14 protein-coding genes and 1 pseudogene are annotated in these 20,807 nt (G+C 40.9%); 11 read left to right on the plus strand and 4 right to left on the minus strand.

Annotated features, from left to right (window positions below; translation table 11 throughout):
- The first annotated feature begins 15 nt into the window (after positions 1-15).
- The 4 genes and pseudogenes from AB3G73_RS11790 to AB3G73_RS11805 all read left to right on the plus strand — a co-directional run.
- A complete protein-coding gene (locus tag AB3G73_RS11790; RefSeq protein ID WP_195649146.1) occupies positions 16-2,022 on the plus strand; it encodes an FAD-dependent oxidoreductase in 2,007 nt (668 codons plus the stop codon).
- A gap of 19 nt (positions 2,023-2,041) precedes the next feature.
- Positions 2,042-3,997, plus strand: a complete 1,956-nt coding sequence (locus AB3G73_RS11795; RefSeq protein WP_367745003.1) for a sialate O-acetylesterase — start codon at positions 2,042-2,044, stop codon at positions 3,995-3,997.
- Positions 3,998-4,005: 8 nt separating this feature from the next.
- Positions 4,006-6,189: a glycoside hydrolase family 3 N-terminal domain-containing protein gene (locus tag AB3G73_RS11800; RefSeq protein ID WP_195649148.1), complete on the plus strand. Its 2,184-nt coding sequence runs from the start codon at positions 4,006-4,008 to the stop codon at positions 6,187-6,189.
- 81 nt (positions 6,190-6,270) lie between these two features.
- Positions 6,271-6,485, plus strand: a pseudogene (locus AB3G73_RS11805) (HAD family hydrolase); the annotation flags it as partial.
- Positions 6,486-6,547: 62 nt separating this feature from the next.
- Here the strand turns inward: AB3G73_RS11805 and AB3G73_RS11810 are convergent.
- Positions 6,548-7,321 (minus strand): response regulator transcription factor, encoded by a 774-nt coding sequence (locus AB3G73_RS11810; protein ID WP_195649149.1) that lies wholly within the window; start codon positions 7,319-7,321, stop codon positions 6,548-6,550.
- A gap of 111 nt (positions 7,322-7,432) precedes the next feature.
- Here AB3G73_RS11810 and AB3G73_RS11815 point away from each other — a divergent pair, with 111 nt between their 5' ends.
- A complete protein-coding gene (locus AB3G73_RS11815; RefSeq protein WP_367745429.1) occupies positions 7,433-8,074 on the plus strand; it encodes a DUF1349 domain-containing protein in 642 nt (213 codons plus the stop codon).
- Positions 8,075-8,339: 265 nt separating this feature from the next.
- Here AB3G73_RS11815 and AB3G73_RS11820 read toward each other — a convergent pair whose 3' ends face one another.
- Positions 8,340-9,392, minus strand: coding sequence for a winged helix DNA-binding domain-containing protein (locus AB3G73_RS11820; protein WP_217721262.1), 1,053 nt, complete (start codon positions 9,390-9,392; stop codon positions 8,340-8,342).
- Positions 9,389-9,937: a WG repeat-containing protein gene (locus tag AB3G73_RS11825; protein ID WP_367745008.1), complete on the minus strand. Its 549-nt coding sequence runs from the start codon at positions 9,935-9,937 to the stop codon at positions 9,389-9,391. Before AB3G73_RS11825 ends, AB3G73_RS11820 begins: the two co-directional genes overlap by 4 nt.
- A gap of 186 nt (positions 9,938-10,123) precedes the next feature.
- Here AB3G73_RS11825 and aroA point away from each other — a divergent pair, with 186 nt between their 5' ends.
- The 6 genes from aroA (at position 10,124) to AB3G73_RS11855 (ending at position 19,708) form a co-directional block, all read left to right on the plus strand.
- A complete protein-coding gene (gene aroA, locus AB3G73_RS11830) occupies positions 10,124-11,353 on the plus strand; it encodes a 3-phosphoshikimate 1-carboxyvinyltransferase (protein ID WP_217721334.1) in 1,230 nt (409 codons plus the stop codon).
- 12 nt (positions 11,354-11,365) lie between these two features.
- On the plus strand, positions 11,366-11,935 hold the full coding sequence (locus AB3G73_RS11835) for a Crp/Fnr family transcriptional regulator (protein ID WP_122136413.1): 570 nt from the start codon (positions 11,366-11,368) through the stop codon (positions 11,933-11,935).
- Between the two features lie 74 nt (positions 11,936-12,009).
- Positions 12,010-12,726, plus strand: coding sequence for an SDR family NAD(P)-dependent oxidoreductase (locus AB3G73_RS11840; protein ID WP_195649151.1), 717 nt, complete (start codon positions 12,010-12,012; stop codon positions 12,724-12,726).
- Positions 12,727-13,330: 604 nt separating this feature from the next.
- Entirely contained in the window at positions 13,331-16,588 is a 3,258-nt protein-coding gene (locus AB3G73_RS11845) for a SusC/RagA family TonB-linked outer membrane protein (RefSeq protein ID WP_367745010.1), read from the plus strand.
- Between the two features lie 13 nt (positions 16,589-16,601).
- The gene (locus AB3G73_RS11850; RefSeq protein WP_195649152.1) at positions 16,602-18,614 is read left to right on the plus strand and encodes a RagB/SusD family nutrient uptake outer membrane protein; all 2,013 of its coding nucleotides are present in this window, start codon (positions 16,602-16,604) and stop codon (positions 18,612-18,614) included.
- Between the two features lie 344 nt (positions 18,615-18,958).
- Positions 18,959-19,708, plus strand: a complete 750-nt coding sequence (locus tag AB3G73_RS11855) for a GNAT family N-acetyltransferase (RefSeq protein ID WP_234132412.1) — start codon at positions 18,959-18,961, stop codon at positions 19,706-19,708.
- A gap of 59 nt (positions 19,709-19,767) precedes the next feature.
- Here the strand turns inward: AB3G73_RS11855 and AB3G73_RS11860 are convergent, their stop codons facing one another.
- The gene (locus AB3G73_RS11860; protein WP_320983120.1) at positions 19,768-20,766 is read right to left on the minus strand and encodes a M20/M25/M40 family metallo-hydrolase; all 999 of its coding nucleotides are present in this window, start codon (positions 20,764-20,766) and stop codon (positions 19,768-19,770) included.
- Between the last annotated feature and the right edge of the window lie 41 nt (positions 20,767-20,807).

Here is a 20,807-nt window from a genome sequence, read left to right on the forward strand (position 1 = left end):
GTACTTAATGTAAAAATGAAAAATAGAATAATATTATTACTGTCAGTTATCCTGACAACAATGATTTCCTGCCGTACACAATCAGTTAAAGAAGTAGATATTTGTATCTATGGCGGTACATCGGCAGGTGTAATCGCAGCCTATACGGCACAACAGTCAGGAAAAAGTGTCTTACTCATCGAACCTGGCCGCCATTTAGGCGGCATGAGTTCGGGAGGATTAGGATTTACTGACATTGGAAACAAGTATGTAGTGCAAGGATTAGCGCTAGATTTCTATCGCCGGTTGGGCACACACTATGGAAAACTAGAACAATGGATATTTGAGCCAAGCGTGGCCGAAACCATTTTCAAAGACTACATAAAACGCGCGGGAATTGAAGTCTGGTATGAAAACCGATTGTCCGATGTAGAAAAACAAAGAAACTCCATCACCACCATTACATTGGAGGATAGTAAACATCCGAACCATACTACCAATCGAAAAGTGCGGGCAAAGGTATTTATTGACTGTTCTTACGAAGGAGACTTGATGGCAAAAAGTGGTGTTTCCTATATAGTGGGACGAGAAGCGAACAGTCAATATGGAGAAACATATAATGGTGTCGAGTTAATGGACCGTCATCAATTCCCTGACGGTATAGACCCCTATAAGATAAAAGGTGATTCAACCAGTGGGTTAATTTATGGTATCAATCCCGCTCCGGTCAATTCAAATGGAACCGGTGACAAAAAAGTACAGGCATACAACTTCAGGATAACATTAACAAACCGTCCGGAAAATCGGATTCCAATCACCAAACCGGACAATTACAATCCCTCACGCTATGAATTATTGCTACGGCTCAAAGAGTTACATCCATGGAATAAACATACAGATGTTTTTATTTGGAGTGATATGCCTAATGGAAAGACAGACATTAATAACTTCGGAGGTTTTTCTACAGATGTAATAGGTGAAAATTGGAATTACCCGGATGCTGACTATGAAGAACGGGCACGAATTTGGAAATTCCATGAAGATTATACCAAAGGCCTGCTCTACTTCGTGGGACATGACGAACGGATTCCCGAATCAATCCGCAACCAGATGTTGGAATGGGGTTACCCGAAAGATGAATACACAGACAATGGACACTGGACACACCAACTGTATGTACGTGAAGCCCGACGGATGATCGGTGAACTGGTCATGACACAACATCACTGCCAAGGCAGGGAAACTGTAACGGACGGTATAGGCTGGGCCGCCTATACCATGGACTCACATAACTGTGACCGCCATATCGTGAATGGCATGGTGAAAAATGAAGGGAATGTAGAAATCGGAGGCTTTAGCCCCTACCCTATTTCATATAGAGCCATCACTCCCAAACAAAATGAAGTGCAAAATCTGCTGGTCCCTGTTTGTTTGTCAACGTCACACATCGCATATGGCTCAATCCGCATGGAACCGGTATTCATGGTATTAGCACAATCAGCAGCCATTGCCGCCGGTCAGGCTATTGACAAATATGATAATTGCGTACAGAAAGTAGATGCCAAAGCTATCCTGAAAGAATTCAGAGAAAACCCATTGGCGGACAAAAGCCAACCGGAAATCCTGATAGACAACCATGATACGTCCCATGTTCAACGTACCGGAGAGTGGAAAACTGAAATATGGAAAGCTTATGGTCCCGATTTCTTTTCTGACGATTCCAAAGGAAAGAATCTTAAAACCATACAATATACTCCGGTCATACCGGTAGACAATCTGTATGAAATATATGCTTATTTCCCCAAAGTACAAAATGCTACTACACAAACGCACATAGACATTTACGATGGAAATGAGTTACATAAAAAGATCATCCGATCTTCGGATATTGTTGTAGAAGGACAAACTTCCGGAGAATGGGTCTCTATCGGGCAATATAAACTTACAAAGGGAATGGATAACTATGTGAGAATCTCGAACGAAGAAGCAGATGGAATAGTTGTAGCAGATGCAGTACTCTTTATCCCTGCAACAGACAATTAATCGATAAAAACGTATAAAAATGGATAGATTCAAAAAATATGATACTTTCTTTTTAGTCATATTTTGTTTACTCATCTCTCAAAGTATCCGGGCAGAAATCAAACTGCCCGGATACTTCACCGACAACATGATGTTACAACGGGATATGCCCATAAAGATTTGGGGATGGGGAAACAGGTATGAAACTGTGACGGTCAGTATTCATGATCAGAAAGTGAATACACGGTGTAAGAAAGACGGCACTTGGGAAATAATTTTATCTCCTATACCTTATGGAGGTCCTTATTCTCTAACGGTCCAGGGAAAAGAAAACAGTATTAAAATAGAAAATATATTGATTGGAGACATCTGGCTATGCAGCGGACAGTCTAATATGGAATGGACTGTTGAACAGTCCGCCAATTCAAAGCAAGAAGTTCAAAATGCCAATTATCCGGAAATCAGAGCATTAAAAGTACCTAAAAGCATCAAAAACAGCCCACAGGACAATTTTAATGCCCAATGGGAGATATGTTCTCCTTCCACTGTCGGAGCTTTTTCGGGAATAGCCTATTATTATGCCAGAGCTCTGTATAAAGAAGTGCAAATTCCTATTGGGATTATCAACGCTTCTTGGGGAGGAACAGATATTGAAACATGGATTAGTGATGAAGCTTTTACTGCACTCCCCTCCAACGTTCAAAAGCAATATAACATGGAAGTCGTCAATAATCTGGAAGAATATATTCGCCAGAACAAGGGACAGAAACAGGCTTTTCTGGATGCCATGGAAAATGATCCGGGAATTAACAACCAGTGGTTTATTCCCGGATTCAACACTGTGGCATGGGAAGAAATGAGAGTGCCCGGTGAATGGGGAACAACTCCTTTATCACTAATAGACGGACATGTATGGTTCAAATATGATCTGAACTTAACTTGTACGGAAGCAGGCAGACCCGCCACTCTTTCTCTTGGAACCATCGACGATGCAGATATCACATGGGTGAATGGAACAAAAGTTGGTAATGCCAGTGGATGGGATACTCCACGAATCTATTCCATACCTCCCGGCATATTGAAAGAAGGTAGTAACAACATCACTGTCAGAGTAACTGATAACGGAGGAAGTGGTGGCATGTGGGGACAGGAAGCGGACATCTATCTGGAAATTGACAATACCCGTCACTCTCTGGCAGGAAACTGGAAATATCAAATGTCAGTTGCCAATGCAGATTACCATGTATTGGATATAACTCCCAACATGGTACATTCCTCCTTATATAATACAATGATTCATCCGCTCACTCCTTTCCGTATAAAAGGAGTCATCTGGTATCAGGGAGAGAATAATGTAGGAGCAGGATATGATTACCGGACACTATTTCAAACACAGATAAAAGATTGGCGAACCCGATGGGGGTATGAATTACCTTTCTATTGGGTACAATTAGCCAACCTGTATCCGGAAGACACGACCCCTGTCGGAAGTTCATGGGCAGAACTTCGGGAATCTCAAGCTATGACATTGGAACTGCCACACACAGGACAGGCCACTATATATGACATCGGCGACGCTTATAGTATACACCCTACAAATAAACAGGAAGTGGGCAGACGCCTATCCTTAATTGCATTGCACAAAGATTATGGCAGAGACTCACTTGTTTACAGCGGTCCTACTTTCCAGAATGTCAGTTTTAAAGAAAATACAGCTGTTATTACCATGAATACATATGGTTCTCAATTGACTATTCATAACAAGTATGGCTATCTGGAAGGATTCAGCATTGCCGGAGAAGACCGGAAATTTGTATGGGCAAAAGCATTTATTGATGCAAATGGAAAAATCATTGTATACAACGAGAATATAGCAAAACCGGTTGCTGTCCGTTATGCTTGGAGCAACAACCCCGCCGCCAATCTATTTAATGCACAAGGTCTTCCCGCTATTCCATTTCGTACAGATAGCTGGAAAGGCGTTACTGAAAAATAAGAAACAACATGAAACATATCATCATACTCCTTTTAGGAATAATCACTTCATCCTCAATCTTTGCCCAGCAAAGTTATGAGACCAAGGCAGATTCTATCATCCGGTTAATGTCATTGGATGAAAAAATAGGGCAACTTAATCAGATAACGGGATTCCAAATGGCAACCGGTCCTATCACTGATTCCGGAGATAAGCGGAAACTGATTAAAGAAGGGAAAATAGGATCTATGTTGAATGTATGCGGTGAATATGCAACTCGTTCCATGCAAGAACTCGCCATGCAATCACGACTGCATATTCCACTTCTTTTCGGACTGGATGTCATTCATGGTTACCGGACTGTATTTCCTATTCCCCTGGCCATGGCTTCCAGTTTCGACACAGAAGCCATATGGCAATCATGCCGGGTGTCAGCACGTGAATCGGTGGTTTCCGGTATTCATTGGACTTTCTCACCAATGCTTGATGTTGCTCGCGATCCTCGTTGGGGAAGAGTGATGGAGGGACCGGGAGAAGATACATACTGGGCCTGCGAAATGGGGAAAGCAATGATTAACGGTTACCAGCAACCTTTCGACGACGGACTCCAGCTAATGGCTTGCGCCAAACATTTCGCAGCTTATGGAGCAGCTATCGGAGGCAGAGATTATAACACTGTGGATATTTCTATGCAAACATTACATAATGTTTACCTTCCTCCGTTCAAAGTTGCAGCAGAGAATGGGGTGGCCAGTTTTATGTGCTCTTTTAATGAGATTAACGGTGTACCTTCCTCCGGCAATGCATACTTGTATGATCTGCTTTATAAACAATGGGGATATAAGGGGCTCGTAGTCTCCGACTGGGCTTCCATCTGGGAGATGGTAGTACACGGTTATAGCAAAGACAGGGAAATGGCAGCTATGCAAGCCATTCAGGCAGGAGTTACCATTGATATGGAAAGTAATGTCTATTCCGACCAACTGAAGAAATTAGTAGAAACCGGGAAAGTTTCAGAAGCTACCTTAAATGAAGCAGTTCGCAAAGTCTTGGTACAAAAATATCAATTAGGTCTTTTCGATGATCCGTATCGATATTGCAACAGCCAGAAAGAAGCTGATGAAATATTAACGGATTCACACCGGAAAACAGCATACGAAATGGCTTGCAAGTCCATTATCTTACTCAAAAACAACAGTCTGCTTCCAGTGAAGATACCTCAAAAAGTAGCCGTCATCGGACCATTGGCCAATTTCCAACGGGCTATGGACGGCAACTGGACAGTAGCTGCCGAAACAGATGTTGCCGTCACCTTACTTGAAGCACTCAAAAACAAATTTCCACAAACTGAAATCACTTTTATAGAAGGTTGTTCTATCTCCGGTAATGATAGGTCAGGTTTTCCGGCTGCCATCAAGTCAGCCAAAGAGTCCGACTTGGTTATATTGGCTTTGGGAGAAAACTGGGGAATGAGTGGGGAAGCCCGTTCAAGAGGTGACATACATATTCCCGGAGTACAAGAAGAACTTGCCTGTGAAATTTATAAGGTCAATAAAAAATGCATAACCTTACTAATGGGTGGAAGACCACTAATCTTTAACCAAATAGCAGAAAAAGCACCCGCCATTCTTTATACATGGTTTCTCGGAACAGAAGCCGGTAATGCCATGGTGGATGTCATAACAGGAAAATATAATCCGTCGGCAAGAGTACCTATGTCTTTTCCCAAGCATATAGGTCAGATCCCTGTATACTATAATTATAAAAACACAGGTCGTCCGGCAGTAGACAAGGAAGGCAACTACTCAAGTCGTTACATTGATATTGACAACAAGCCACAATATCCATTCGGCTACGGCCTTTCCTATACAACTTTTGAATATGGGCAGCCTGACATCAGCATTGAGGAAAAATTTATTTCTGTCAACATACCTATTTATAATAGCGGCTTAATGGACGGACACGAACTAATCCAGATATATACCCGAAAATGGTGGGGAGAATCAACCCGTCCGGTAAAAGAGCTCAAAGCTGTTGAAAACGTGTTTTTAAAAAAAGGGGAGAAACGAACAATCCAACTCAAAATTCCTTTTGATCGACTAGCGTATTACGGTCAGTCCGGTTGGGAAAAAGCTGATGGAGATTATACAATTATGATCGGGAGAAATGCAGAAGATATTATTTTCCGAAAAAATATCAAAGTCAACTTTTAAATGATATATTGATTTTTCTTCTATCTTTGCTCTATGAGATACCCGGATATCTACAAAAATCATAAATTGACGACGAAACCGATGAAAGGACTTATTATAGTTATAGCTTTCGATGCAGACGATACCTTATGGAGCAACGAATCTTTTTTCAGGAAATAGAAAAACAATATACCAATCTACTAAAACCTTATGGCACTTCCGGAGATATTTCAGCCGCTTTATTTCAAACAGAAATGAGCAATCTGAAATATCTCGGATATGGCGCCAAAGCTTTCACCATTTCTATGGTGGAAACTGAAGTAGTAGTAGATGCATTCACACATGATCATTTAAAACAGGTGAAAAAATTGGATTACAATTACAACAGTTTCATCAATTCAGCAGCCCGACACGCCTCTATCGAATTCCCGACAGAAAGTTTTTCCAAAATATTCTGCCGGTGCCGGTTGACTGTATTCACACTGATATAAAGGGTTGTTGCAATCTCTTTACTTGATAGTCCTTTACGTATACAGCGAAGTATTTCCTTTTCACGTTCGGACAATATATTGCGATGTTCCTCCGATAAGAAAAGTATTTCCACTTCTCCACGTTCCATGTGAGTAATGGTAGGGTATATACCTTGCTCTGTCCGTTGATCTGCCGACAGGGAATAAAGACAAAAGATCAGCCATGCACTTCCCGAAGGAGTATTTTCCATAATCTGCACTAAGTTATCAATATACTGATACACTCCTTTCTCATTCATCATACGTATTCTGCATCTTCCTCGGTATTTCAGCCGTTCATCGAAAGGCATTGCAAAGGTTTTCTGAAAAAACTTATACTCCAATAACCGCTTTTCTACCAAATCTTCAGGATGAATACGCCGGTAAATACAATCTTCATCCATAGAATCAATTACACTTAACGCAGCTTCTTCGGGAGTCAACCCCAAGAAATGTGCCCACGGATGAACGGCAATATAACTCTTCCTGTTCGAAAGATCCGAAATTACAGCACACCCGCCATTTATCTCTGTCAATGAATGAATAAATCGCCGATGCTGCTCTACAACCCTATTATCCAATGTTTCATCAGTGATCGGTTGCGTTGCATAAACTTCATCTATTTCCTTTTGTAATACGTCCATTCTATAAAATGGTTATTATTCAGTATTGTTACACACGGCGGCTTGTGCTATCTTTGCACCACAAAGATAATCAAATAAGAAATAATCATGAAATATTTAAAAATCAAAATCATGTCAATAGCCTTTATGGCAGTAGCAACTTCTTCTATGGGACAAAGTTTGAATAAAATGAACTGGCTGAATGAGCCTCAACAATGGGAAATAAAAGATGGTAAAACTTTAGTGATGGACGTTCCGGCAAAAACTGACTTCTGGCGGATTTCTCATTATGGATTTACCGTAGACGACGGTCCTTTCTATTATGCCACTTACGGTGGAGAATTCGAAGCCAAAGTAAAGATAACCGGCAATTACGTAACAACTTTCGACCAAATGGGATTAATGCTGCGCATCGACCATGAAAACTGGATCAAAGCAGGTGTGGAATATGTAGATGGCAAACAGAATGTGAGTGCTGTTGTAACGCATCGGACTAGCGATTGGAGCGTAGTGCAGTTGCCGGATGCTCCCCGTTCTATATGGATAAAAGCAGTCCGCCGTTTGGATGCAGTAGAAATATTTTTCTCACGTGACGATAAAGAATATATTATGATGCGCACTTGTTGGTTGCAAGATAATTGTCCTGTCATGGTTGGGTTGATGGGAGCTTGTCCGGACGGGAAAGGCTTCACCGCTACATTCGAAGAATTTAAAGTGACTCCATTAACCGATCAACGAAGACTGGAATGGGCCAAAAAACAAATGAATAAATAGGTACTTCACATATACAGGTTGTTTTACCTGACTAAAGCATAGCTTTAGGGAATGAAAAGCATAGCTTTAACCAGTCTAAAGCTATGCTTTTGAGAGTTAATAAGAGGTATATCCGTTCTTTCTACAGATATAGCATTTTATCTATCTCCTTCACCTTTCTTCTGAACACCTGATAAATAGGGCATTCACGGGTGAAGGGGATTAAAAACAAATACTATAATTAATAGAGGTGAATTGCAGAAAGATAGAATATACGTTTTTCATATTATTTCCAAAATCGTATATACCTGTCCTTTTCACGGTTCAAAGCAACTTCATCGACACAATCATCCAGCCGGAACCATGAATGTTCTATGAACGAGCCTCCTTTTTTAACAGACTTATCCCAGTTTCCTATCACCTGCCCCTCATGAAGAACAATCGGATAAAACAGACCATTATTCGTAAATGCTTTTGCATAATGCTCTTTAGGCAAAACGTCTGTCCGGTCTTTATACCCAAGCAAATATTCATCATAAGAAGGAAGAAGATGTAAACTTCCGGAGACTTTTCCACGAGTCCGGCAATCTTCATGAATATACCATGTCTGTCCATTCCATTCTTCCGTAGTCAATTCTGAATCAATCAGATAGACAGCTTGTCGTGCTTCGGTAACAGGCAGTCCCGACCACCAGACAAAATCTTGCAAAACGGCGGGAGCATGACTCCGAAAATAGCTTCTGGCCAAACGAGCTAAAGATTCATCTTTTGTCAATTCGGGCATTGGCGGGACACGTTCTTCCAAAAGCGCATACGTGCATTTACTTCCTTTATCTTCTCCACTACAGACAATACCTACCTGTTCCGCTCGTGTCATAAAACGAGTCATATGATGATTATCCGCCACAATTCCCGAACGGCTAAAATGTTCAGCAATTTCCTGCCTTGTCAGACTCTTTTTTCCACTAAGAATCTTTTCCAGTAACCGATAACTTCTCGCATAAAGTTCTTCTGAAATATCCAGATCATGTCCTTTCGCATAAGATTCATTGGCAGCTATCACACGCTCGGCAGAAAGTTTCAACATCCATCGGATATCCTCTGCCGCTACCAGATGCCATGTCGGACGCATAACATGAGTCCGCAAAATCTCACCCTCGCGTAGCGCTTTCTCCACAGTCTGAATCGTTGCCGACTTCAAACGCATTCCTACTGCCCACTTTACCATGGAATAATTCTGCGCCTGTATGGCTCCCATCCAGGACACAAGTTCCTTCGGTTGAGAGAAAAGAGGACTTAACAACTGTTGGTTTAATAAACGTATATTCGATATTTTCATTTCAATTTATTACCTTTTTTATCAATATAAAACCAATGATTGCTTTGCCACATCCAATGCTCCCCATAATCATCCATTGCCTTCTTTGCCCCGGTATAGGTCACTTCGGCCTTCCCGTCTTTAAAAGGAAAAACGAAAGCAAACTGCGGTTGGATGACGACATTCCCCAATGTATCGGCAAACCCCATCAGCATTTCATCGTTTATGATACGAAAAAGCCCTTCCTCTACATAGTCCGGCCCATTATCAAAGCTAAAGGTATAAAAAAGTTTTTCTCCTTTATTGTTGATCGTTGTCCATCCGGGGGTATGAGGTTCCACTACAAAACCGATATGCCGTATGGTATCACTCCCTCCATAATGATATTTACCAAAAGGAATCACCGTATCACCTCGTTCATTCAAATAACAGACAGAAGAGCCTAATTCCGGAAATTCTGTTGACGTATAAGCGATAAGGATTGCATGATCCGACTGTTTCTGACCGTCCAAACATCCAGTCGTAAAAATACAAAACAATAAGGCATACAAGGATTTTATTTTCATGAGCTTATTATTAGTATACTGCAAATATAAAATTTCTTTCCAAACAAACCATTGTTAATAATAAAAAGAATAAGCCGGAAGAGATAGATACTACCTCAACTCCCTTACCAAGAGCCAAAACCAGTTGGAAGTCTCCGAATAAATCTCTACTTTTGTACTTCATAACAAAGAATATATTTAAATATGATGCTCTATAAACTCATCCCTCCCTCAACGGTAACAGCAGCTATCCAGTTGCCGGCTTCTAAAAGTATCAGTAATCGTGCATTAATCATCAATGCATTGGGTAAAGGAACGTATGCTCCTGAAAACCTGTCTGATTGTGACGATACACAGGTGATGATAAAGGCTCTCACCGAAGGGAAAGAGATGATTGATATCATGGCTGCGGGCACTGCTATGCGTTTTCTTACCGCCTATTTAAGTGTGACTCCGGGAGAACGGACCATCACAGGAACAGCACGTATGCAGCAACGTCCGATACAGATATTAGTCAATGCTCTTCGGGAGTTAGGAGCTGAAATAGAGTATACCCACAATGAAGGGTATCCTCCTCTATGTATCAAAGGGGCAGAGCTGAAAGGAAATGAAATAACACTGAAAGGAAATGTCAGTTCCCAATATATATCTGCTTTACTGATGATAGGTCCGGTACTCAAAGACGGTTTGACGTTGCATTTGAGCGGGGAGATTATTTCCCGTCCATATATTAATCTTACATTGCAACTGATGCAGGACTTTGGAGCCAAAGCCGCATGGACTTCTCCAAACTGTATTTCCGTTGCTCCACAACTCTATCAGAGCATTCCTTTCAAAGTGGAAAGTGACTGGAGCGCGGCTTCCTATTGGTATCAGATTGCTGCCTTGTCTCCCAAAGCAGAAATAGAGCTGTTAGGATTGTTCCGTAACAGCTATCAGGGTGATAGTCGGGGAGCAGAAGTTTTCTCACGCTTAGGCATAACTACCGAATTTACATCGCAGGGTGTGAAACTGAAAAAAACAGGTAAAGCGCCGGAAAGGCTGGAAGAGGATTTTGTCGATATTCCGGACTTGGCACAGACGTTTGTCGTTACTTGTGCCTTGCTGAATATTCCTTTCCGTTTCACAGGATTACAAAGTCTGAAAATAAAAGAGACTGATCGTATTGCCGCATTGCGCACAGAGCTTAAAAAGCTGGGATATGTTATTGAGGAAGAAAATGACAGCATATTAATGTGGAATGGCGAACGATGTGAACCGGAGGAAATTCCGGTGATTGACACCTACGAAGATCATCGGATGGCTATGGCATTTGCTCCGGCAGTTATCTGTCATTCTAATTTGCTTATTGCTGATCCGCAGGTCGTTACCAAATCATATCCCGGATATTGGGAGGATTTGAAGCAGGCCGGATTTCAGGTGATAAACGAAGGATAATCTCCGGACACTGTGGAAGATTTCAATAAATATACTTCCCATATCAACTACTCCCCTATTGTAGATTTCGTATTGCAACAGGGAAAGCAAACCTATTATAAAAAAGGAGAATACTTTTCCCGTCAAGGAGAAGTATGTAAAACAATGGGATTCGTCAGTTCAGGTTCTTTCCGGTACTGTTGTACTAACAGTGCAGGCGAAAACAGCATCGTAGGATATACTTTCGATCACTCTTTTGTTGGCAACTATCCGGCTTTCCAGCTACAGGATAAATCCAATGTAGATATACAGGCTTTATGTGACTGCTCGGTATACGTAATCAATTACCAGCAAATGACAGAATTCTACGATACCAACGACGCTCACCAAAAGTTGGGACGCCGCATTGCAGAAACTTTGTTATGGGAGGTCTACGACCGGATGATATCAATGTACAGCTTGACGCCGGAGGAACGCTATCTCGAAATTATCAACCGTTGTCCCGACTTACTGAAACTGATTACTTTAAAAGAACTGGCTTCTTACCTTTTAATCCGTCCCGAAACATTAAGCCGCATCCGAAGAAAAGTCGTACAAAAGTAAATTCTTGATTTCAGTCAAGAGTTTATTTATTCCCTACCCCTACTTTTGCGGACAAATAAAGTATACGGTATTTCATGAAAAAAATTATAATTATAGGTGCAACCTCCGGCATCGGCCGTGGATTGGCAGAAATTTATTCTCAAGAAGATTTCCTTATCGGCATTACCGGTCGTAGAGAAAATCTATTGAAAGAGGTATGCGCCCGTGACGAAGACAAACTATTCTATCAAGTGTGTGACATCACCGACACACAATCCACTATTTCATCCCTTGAGACACTCGTTCAAAAAATGGGTGGAATGGATATACTGATTATCTGTGCCGGTACCGGAGAACTAAACCCTAAACTATCCTACCAACTGGAAGAGCCCACTTTACTAACCAACGTGATAGGATTCACCAACATTGTAGACTGGGGATTCCGATATTTCGAACGGCAAAAAAGCGGGCATCTGGTTACTATCTCCTCCGTTGGAGGTACTCGGGGCAGTGGTATTGCCCCTGCCTACAATGCATCGAAAGCCTATCAAATCAATTATATGGAAGGGCTACGGCAGAAAGCGACCAAATCTCACCATCCTATTTATACGACCGATATTCGTCCCGGATTTGTAGACACTGCCATGGCAAAAGGAGAAGGATTGTTCTGGGTTACTCCTGTTGACAAGGCTGTGAGACAAATAAAAAAGGCTATTTCTAAAAAGAAAAAAGTAGCTTTCATCTCTAAAAGATGGAAATATGTGACTATTCTATTTCGTCTTTTGCCATCTGCTATTTATTGCCGGATGTAATGATAGATACTCCACAGCCAACACATATTTGTCTAAGTAAATCTTTTAAAAAGATATCTCCCCCAAGTGTTTAATACATATATTGGTATCTACCAAATTCTGGTTATGTATGTAAGACTGTACAGGAGTCATATTAATAATAGTAGCTAACTCACAAATAAACAGCTCTCTTACAATTAGAGGACACTTTTAAGATTCAGTAATCAATGATGAAAAAATAAGTTCTTTCAGAACTTATTACGTGCATAAAACGTTGGATTCAAAGCCTTAAATTCAAAAAAGGAGCTTTCTGTTAATCAATCTTTTCTACTTGTTTTCTACCTGTTCTATTTCTATTTCGTACCTGTTTGTGTTAGATGAAATAATGAGAATGGTGAAAATAAACAAATCATTTCACCTAAATATTAAGGTGAAATGCAACTTATCGTGTGATTGCAAAGAGAAAATGCACGAGAATTTGATATTATTTTCGAAAAAGAACGATATAAATTAAAATATATTATATATTTGTGCTGTTAATTCTAATTTTATAAACCATCCTAGTTCTGAAAGAACTTATTAAAAAGTAATTCTGGATTCTAGGAGAAACTTTAAATTCAATGCTATGTTTAAACAATTAAAGTCAGTCAGTATGTTGTTGTTTCTACTGATAATATCAGTAGAAACTGCTTATCCGGAGACTGTTAGCACCTTAAAAGTTTCCGTTGTACAACAGAGTAGTATTTGTAAAGGTGTAGTAAAAGATGCAGCAGGTGAAACCATCATCGGTGCATCCGTTGTAGTTAAAGGTACGACAAACGGCACAATCACCGGAATTAACGGCGATTTCTCTTTAAGTGATGTAAAAACCGGAGACATTATTGTAGTCTCTTTTGTTGGTTATCAGACTCAAGAAATTAAATTTGCAGGACAATCATTGAATGTCATCCTTAAAGACAATACACAAACGTTGGACGAAGTAGTTGTAGTTGCTTTCGGTACACAAAAGAAAGTGAATGTGACAGGAGCTGTATCTACCGTAGGAGCAAAAGAAATTTCGGCACGTCCCGTCAACTCTACCATAGAAGCTTTGCAAGGTATGGTTCCGGGTATGAATATCTCTACCGGCGATGGTGGTGGTTCTCTAGGTTCTGATAAAAAATTCAATATTCGTGGTGTCGGAACAATTGGCGCTGGCTCAAAAGTAGAGCCATTGGTACTCATTGACGGTATGGAGGGAGATATGAACGCTATCAATCCACAAGATATTGAGAATATTTCCGTACTAAAAGATGCAGCTGCTTCCTCCATTTATGGTTCTCGTGCACCAGGTGGAGTAATCCTAATTACGACCAAGAAAGGTAAATCGGGAAAAACAGTGGTTAACTATAATAACAACTTCCGTTTTGTATCACCCTTGAATATGCCGGAAATGGCAGATTCATACAATTTTGCTTTGGCAATTAATGATCAGTTAACCAATGGAGGACAAACTCCGATGTATAGCGCCGTCAAACTTCAACAAATTCAGGATTTCCAGGCAGGAAAAGGTACACAGTATATGTGGCCGACTGATGCAGGAAGATGGAACTCATTCGACGACCCGCAACGTAAGGATGTAATGCCGGCCGGCAACACAGACTGGCTAAAAACGTTATTCGGCAACAGTTTCACTCACGAACATTCATTGAGCGTAAACGGCGGTACAGATAAAATACAATATTATCTTTCAGCCAATTATCTCGATCAGGGTGGTCTGTTGAAGTTTGGTAATGACAACAAACAACGGTATGCTTTTACAGCAAAAATCAATGCCAACCTGACCAAGTGGTTAAAGATTAGTTACAGTATGCGCTTTAACCGTACGGATTATGAATCTCCTTCATTTGCCGGAGGTGACATCAAGAGTAATGTATTCTATTTCGATGTATGCCGTTACTGGCCTGTCATTCCGGTAGTAGATCCAAACGGATTCTATACTGTTGAATCCAAGATTTACCAATTAACAGAAGGAGGTCGATATAAATCACAAAACGACGTGACAGCGCATCAACTTGCTTTAATCATGGAACCCGTCAAAGACTGGAAAATCAACATCGAATTGAACTACCGTTCCAATTATAATTTCAACCATACCGATTATCAAACCGTTTATGGTTATGATGTAAGTAAAAATCCCTACATCATTGCTAATCAAACTTCCAGTGTAACAGAATATGCTTATAAGAGTAATTTCTTTAATCCGAATATCTTTATCGAATACAACAAATCATTAGAAAGCGGACACAACTTTAAAGTGATGCTGGGTTTTCAGAGCGAACTATTCAAACAACGTGACATTACCGCCTCCCAGGACGGCATCATGTCGGAAGTGGCTACCTTGAACACCACACAAACAAATGCACTAAACAGAGGAGGGTATGCCGAATGGGCAACAGCCGGTTTCTTCGGACGTGTAAATTACGACTATAAAGGACGTTATCTGGCAGAAATTAATATGCGGTACGACGGCACCTCACGTTTCCTCCGAGACAACCGCTGGAATTTGTTCCCATCATTCTCCTTAGGGTGGAACATTGCCCGTGAAGCATTCTTTGAAGATCTGACCGATTTAATCAGCACATTCAAGATTCGTGGTTCATGGGGTGAACTAGGCAACCAAAATACAGATAATTGGTATCCATTCTATCGAACAATCGATATTAACAAAGACCAATGGGGTAATTATGCATTAGGCAGTTGGCTGGTAAATGGCACAAAACCGAATATATCCAAAGAATCCGCTCTGGTATCTTCTTTGCTAACGTGGGAAAAGACACAAACATTAGATTTAGGTTTAGACTTATCTATGCTCAACAATCGTTTGAATGTAACATTCGACTACTTCCAACGTAAATCCAAGAACATGGTAGGTCCCGCCCCTGAACTACCCAACCTCTTAGGTATTGCAGTTCCAAAAGTAAACAACCTCGATATGACTTCTAAAGGTTGGGAAATACAAGTGAACTGGCGCGACCAGATACGTGACTTTAAGTATGGAGTTACCTTATCTTTGTCAGACAATCAAGTCGTTATTGATAAATATCCCAACCCGTCAAACACAATTTTAGATAAAGACAATAATAATACGTATTATGCAGGCGCTCATGTAGGTGATATATGGGGATTCCAAACTATCGGCATCGCAAAGACCGATCAAGAGATGAAAGATCATTTAGCCAGTATGCCCAATGGTGCACAAGATGTACTCGGTTCCGGATGGGGAGCAGGTGACATCATGTATGCAGATTTGAATGGTGATGGTCAGATCAGCAGAGGCAACAAAACGCTGACCGATCATGGTGATTTGAAGAAAATAGGCAACAGCACACCGCGTTATAACTTTGGTTTGAATCTGGATGCCGCCTGGAAAGGGGTCGACCTAAAATTATTCTTCCAGGGAACGATGAAACGCGATTATATGCCGGGAAGTGGTTCAACAATGTTTTGGGGAGCAGTAGGTTACTGGCAGACTAACTTCTTCAAACCTCATTTGGACTATTTCCGTGGAGAAGATACAACCAATCCGCTAGGAGCTAATTTGGGCGGATATTATCCGCGTCCTCTTGAGAGCGATAGAAACCGTCACCCACAGACCCGATATTTGCAAAATGCGGCTTACTGCCGTTTGAAAAATGTTACCATAGGTTATACATTACCGAAATCATTGACAGAAAAATTCTGCGTAAACAATCTGCGTTTCTTTGTTTCAGCAGAGAATCTATTTACTATCACCAGTCTGGCCGATACGTTTGACCCCGAAACTGTCGGCATCGGTAACTGGGACGGATGTACCTATCCACTATCCAAGACTATATCATTCGGTTTAAGTGCAACATTTTAAAAGATAAACGATTATGAAAAAACATATCAAACTTTTGACAATAGGGACATTGCTGTTGACCGGACTGACCGGTTGTAATGATTTTCTCGACAGGGAACCACTGGATAAAGTAATTCCTGAAAAATATTTTGCATCCGAGAGTGATCTGGCTGCATACACTATCAATGCTTACCCATTTGAAACAGTGACTGATGCGTATGGCATTAATTTCTTCGGCAAAGATAATGATACCGATAATCAAGCCAGTGATGGCTCACCAGCATTCTGGATACCCGGCCAAAAGAAAGTACCGTCAGGCGAAGGCGAATGGGACTGGAGCAAAATACGAGCTTGCAATTATTTCTTTGACAACACTTTGCCAAAATTCGAAGCAGGTATCATTACCGGCAATCAAGATAACGTGAAACATTACATCGGAGAAATGTATGTGATTCGGGCATATAATTATTATAAATTACTGGTTTCTTTGGGAGATTTACCTATCATCACTACTGCTTTGCCCGACATAGAAGAAACTTTGGTGGAATCCAGCAAGCGCCAACCACGTAATAAGGTGGCACGCTTCATTCTGGACGATTTGCAAAAAGCAACAGAATTATTGCTTGACAAAGGTCCCGGTGGAAAGAATCGCATCAGCAAAAACGTAGCCCACTTGCTACGTGCACGCGTTGCCCTCTTCGAAGCAACTTGGGAAAAGTATCACAAAGGAACCGCTTTCGTACCCGGTGGAAAAGGATGGCCGGGTAATCCCGCAGATATAAGCGGTTTTAATATTGATACAGAAGTAGCTTATTTTCTTGATGAAGCAATGAAATCATCAAAAGTAGTAGGCGACTATATCGTCGGAAAACTGGCAGATAATACCGATACCCCCGAAGGTATGAATACCAGTCTGGTTTCCATCAATCCTTATTACACCATGTTCTGCGATGAAAACATGGAAGGATATGATGAAATATTAATGTGGAAACAATTCAAGGAAGGATTAGTAACCAGTAATTTGCAAATGGAGCTGGAGCGCAATGGCGGTGGTTCCGGATGGACTCGTGGCATGATCAATTCTTTCCTGATGCGCAATGGTCTTCCTATCTATGCAGCTGGTTCCGGCTATGATTCCGAGTGGGAAAAAGAAGGAGTAAACTCTACTTTGCAGAATCGCGATTCCCGCATTGTTATCTTTACCAAAAAGCCGGGCGATGCCAACACCGAAAACGAAGGTGACGTGAATTATTACGGAAATGACGGAGCTCCCAGCTATTGCTCAATCCGCTTCATTTATGGTGATAAAGGAAGTTTGGCAACAACTGGATTTATCATCAAAAAAGGCAAGCACTATTCAAGCCACATGGCAAATGATCACAATGCAGGAACATCAGGTGGGATCGTTTTCCGTGCAGCAGAAGCGATGCTAATTTATATGGAAGCCTCATACGAGAAAAATGGTAGAATTGACGGAACAGCCGATGGATATTGGAAAGCTTTACGCCGACGCGCCAAAGTGGACGAAGACTATAATAAAACAATCGCTGCAACACAAATGAGTGAAGAGGCTAAAGGCGATTTCGGTGCTTATTCTCATGGACAATTAATAGATGCAACATTATATAATATCCGCCGTGAACGCCGCAACGAACTTTGTGCAGAAGCTTTGCGTTGGGAAGATTTGAAACGTTGGCGTGCATGCGACCAGTTGGTGTCCAAACCTTACCGTATAGAAGGTATGCTATACTGGGGAAGCAAATATGAAACACAACTGGCAGATTTATGCAAAGTAGACCCGGCAGAAGGTAATATGTCCTCGCCAGATTTAAGCAAATATATTCTTCCTTACGAAAAAATCACGAAGAATAATCTGATTGCCGGGCAGAATGGTTTCCTCTTCACACCGGCTCATTATCTGGATCCGATAGGTATGGCTGTATTTCGTCAGACAGCCTCGGATAAGAACGACTTTACAAGTTCAGTCGTTTATCAGAATCCGGGCTGGAAAATTGAAGGCGATACCGGCGCACAGCCTGTAGAATAATAAAAAGATAAAAGAACAAGCTCATTGAATTTACAAATATATCGACCTTACTATTATATACCTGTTATCTTTTTATTTTTTCAGCTTCATTGTCTCACTTTAGATTAGGTAGAACTGCGGTCAATCGAATCCTAAGTAAGGCAATGAAGTTTTACATTAGGATGGCTCCCTGCCCCTTCACCGGATATACGAAATCATCCTTTGTGATTTCTAGGCTCTTCCAACAGAGATAATCCGCATAAATTCACTACATTTGTACTTAATTGTTTGTCAACCGTGCCAATTGAATATTACAATTACCACACTAGCCGATTGATAATATCTAACTTGAAACGAAGGTGCATATGAATACTGATTTCGTAAACTTAACAGCAGAAAATCTTTCCAATGAGCATTTATGCTGCATTATCCGCAGCAGGAAATCTCATCCGGGCATTGAAGCAAAACGACAATGGCTTTCCGACCGGCTGAAGGAAGGCCATGTTTTTAGAAAGTTAAATGCAAAAGCTACGGTCTTTATTGAATATGCTCCTCTTGAAAAAGCCTGGATTCCGATAATGGGAGACAACTACTATTACCTCTATTGTTTGTGGGTTTTAGGTAATCCCAGAGGAAATGGATATGGAAGTTCGTTGATGGAGTACTGTATAACTGATGCTAAAGAAAAAGGTAAATCCGGCATTTGTATGCTTGGAGCAAGAAAACAGAAGAATTGGCTTTCAGACCAATCATTTGCAAAGAAGTTCGGCTTTGAGGTGGTTGACACTACCGATAATGGATATGAATTGCTTGCCCTTTCTTTTGATGGGACAACCCCGAAATTCACTCCAAATGCTAAAAGGCTAAAAATAGAAAGCGAAGAACTGACTGTTTATTATGATATGCAATGCCCTTATATCTATCAATACATTGAGATGATTAAACAGTATTGCGAAACAAATAATGTTCCTGTTTCTTTCATTCAAGTGGACACATTAGAAAAAGCAAAGCAATTGCCTTGTGTTTTCAACAACTTCGCCCTGTTTTATAAAGGAGTTTTTGAAACTGTGAATCTGCCAAATATCGACTACTTGAAAAGAATACTCAAAAAATAAGAAGTACAATCCTGACACATTTTCCCGTTCATTATCAGGATTGTATTTTATCTGTTTCCTTAAAATGACTTCTCATTCGCCATCTTCCACATATTGAGAAAAGATGCTTTGGTAATTTCCACTATTTTATCCCAATTCAATCGATCTGCATGATCGGAAGGCTGGTGATAGTCAGGATGCCCGTCGGTATGATACCAGATGATCGGAATATTGACTTTGGCAAACGAACCGTTATCACTTCCTCCTATCGGATGATCCCAGGCGCGATAATCCGGTTCCAACTGTAAGCCGTGTTTTTTGATATCCTCTTTCAGCCAATCACCAAAAGCCGGATGAGCAGCTGTATAGAAATAGACAACATGTTTAGGCTGTTGAGGTTTGTTATTACGTCCAATCATGTCAAAGTTCAGATACCCTTTTATTTGAGACAAGAAAGGACAAGTTTGTACAAAATATTTAGAGCCTAGCAATCCTTTTTCTTCTCCATCCCAAAAGGCAAAGATTACATTCCTTTCGGGTTGTTGTCCACTGGCAAGAAAGGCTCTCGCTATCTGCAACACTGCCGATACACCGGAAGCATTATCATCAGCACCATTGTATATTTGATCGCCGTCGAGTGCAGGATCGATGCCTAAATGATCGAAATGAGCCCCTACAATCACATATTCTTTCGTGTTTTTACCAGGAATCATTCCCAATACATTCCTCATAGAGAGCTTCTGATGGACTTCCTGTTTCAGTTTAGCTATGGAATCAGGATGTACTTCCAGGCGCCCTTTTTTCTGGCGTTCTTTGCGATAAGCATCAAAAGGCTGGAAATAACTGTCAGCCAAAGGTGGGATTCCCATCCATTGCAATAAAGAGGCAATATACTCCGAGGTCACACGTGAACCGTGAAAACCTGCCTCACGACCTTGCAACTCATCGCCTGCCAAAAAGTTGATAGTAGCCTCGGCGGAGGAACGATTGATCGTATTTAACCCTCTCTCAATAGAAGATTGGGCAAAAGTAATGTTTCCAACAAACAGGAATGCTAATAGTAAATAATTTCTCTTCATTATACTTCAAATATCTTAAGTCGTTTTTCATTTATTGATAA

It is taken from the genome of Bacteroides sp. L008 (genome assembly GCF_040812255.1).
Lineage (GTDB): Bacteria > Bacteroidota > Bacteroidia > Bacteroidales > Bacteroidaceae > Bacteroides > Bacteroides vicugnae.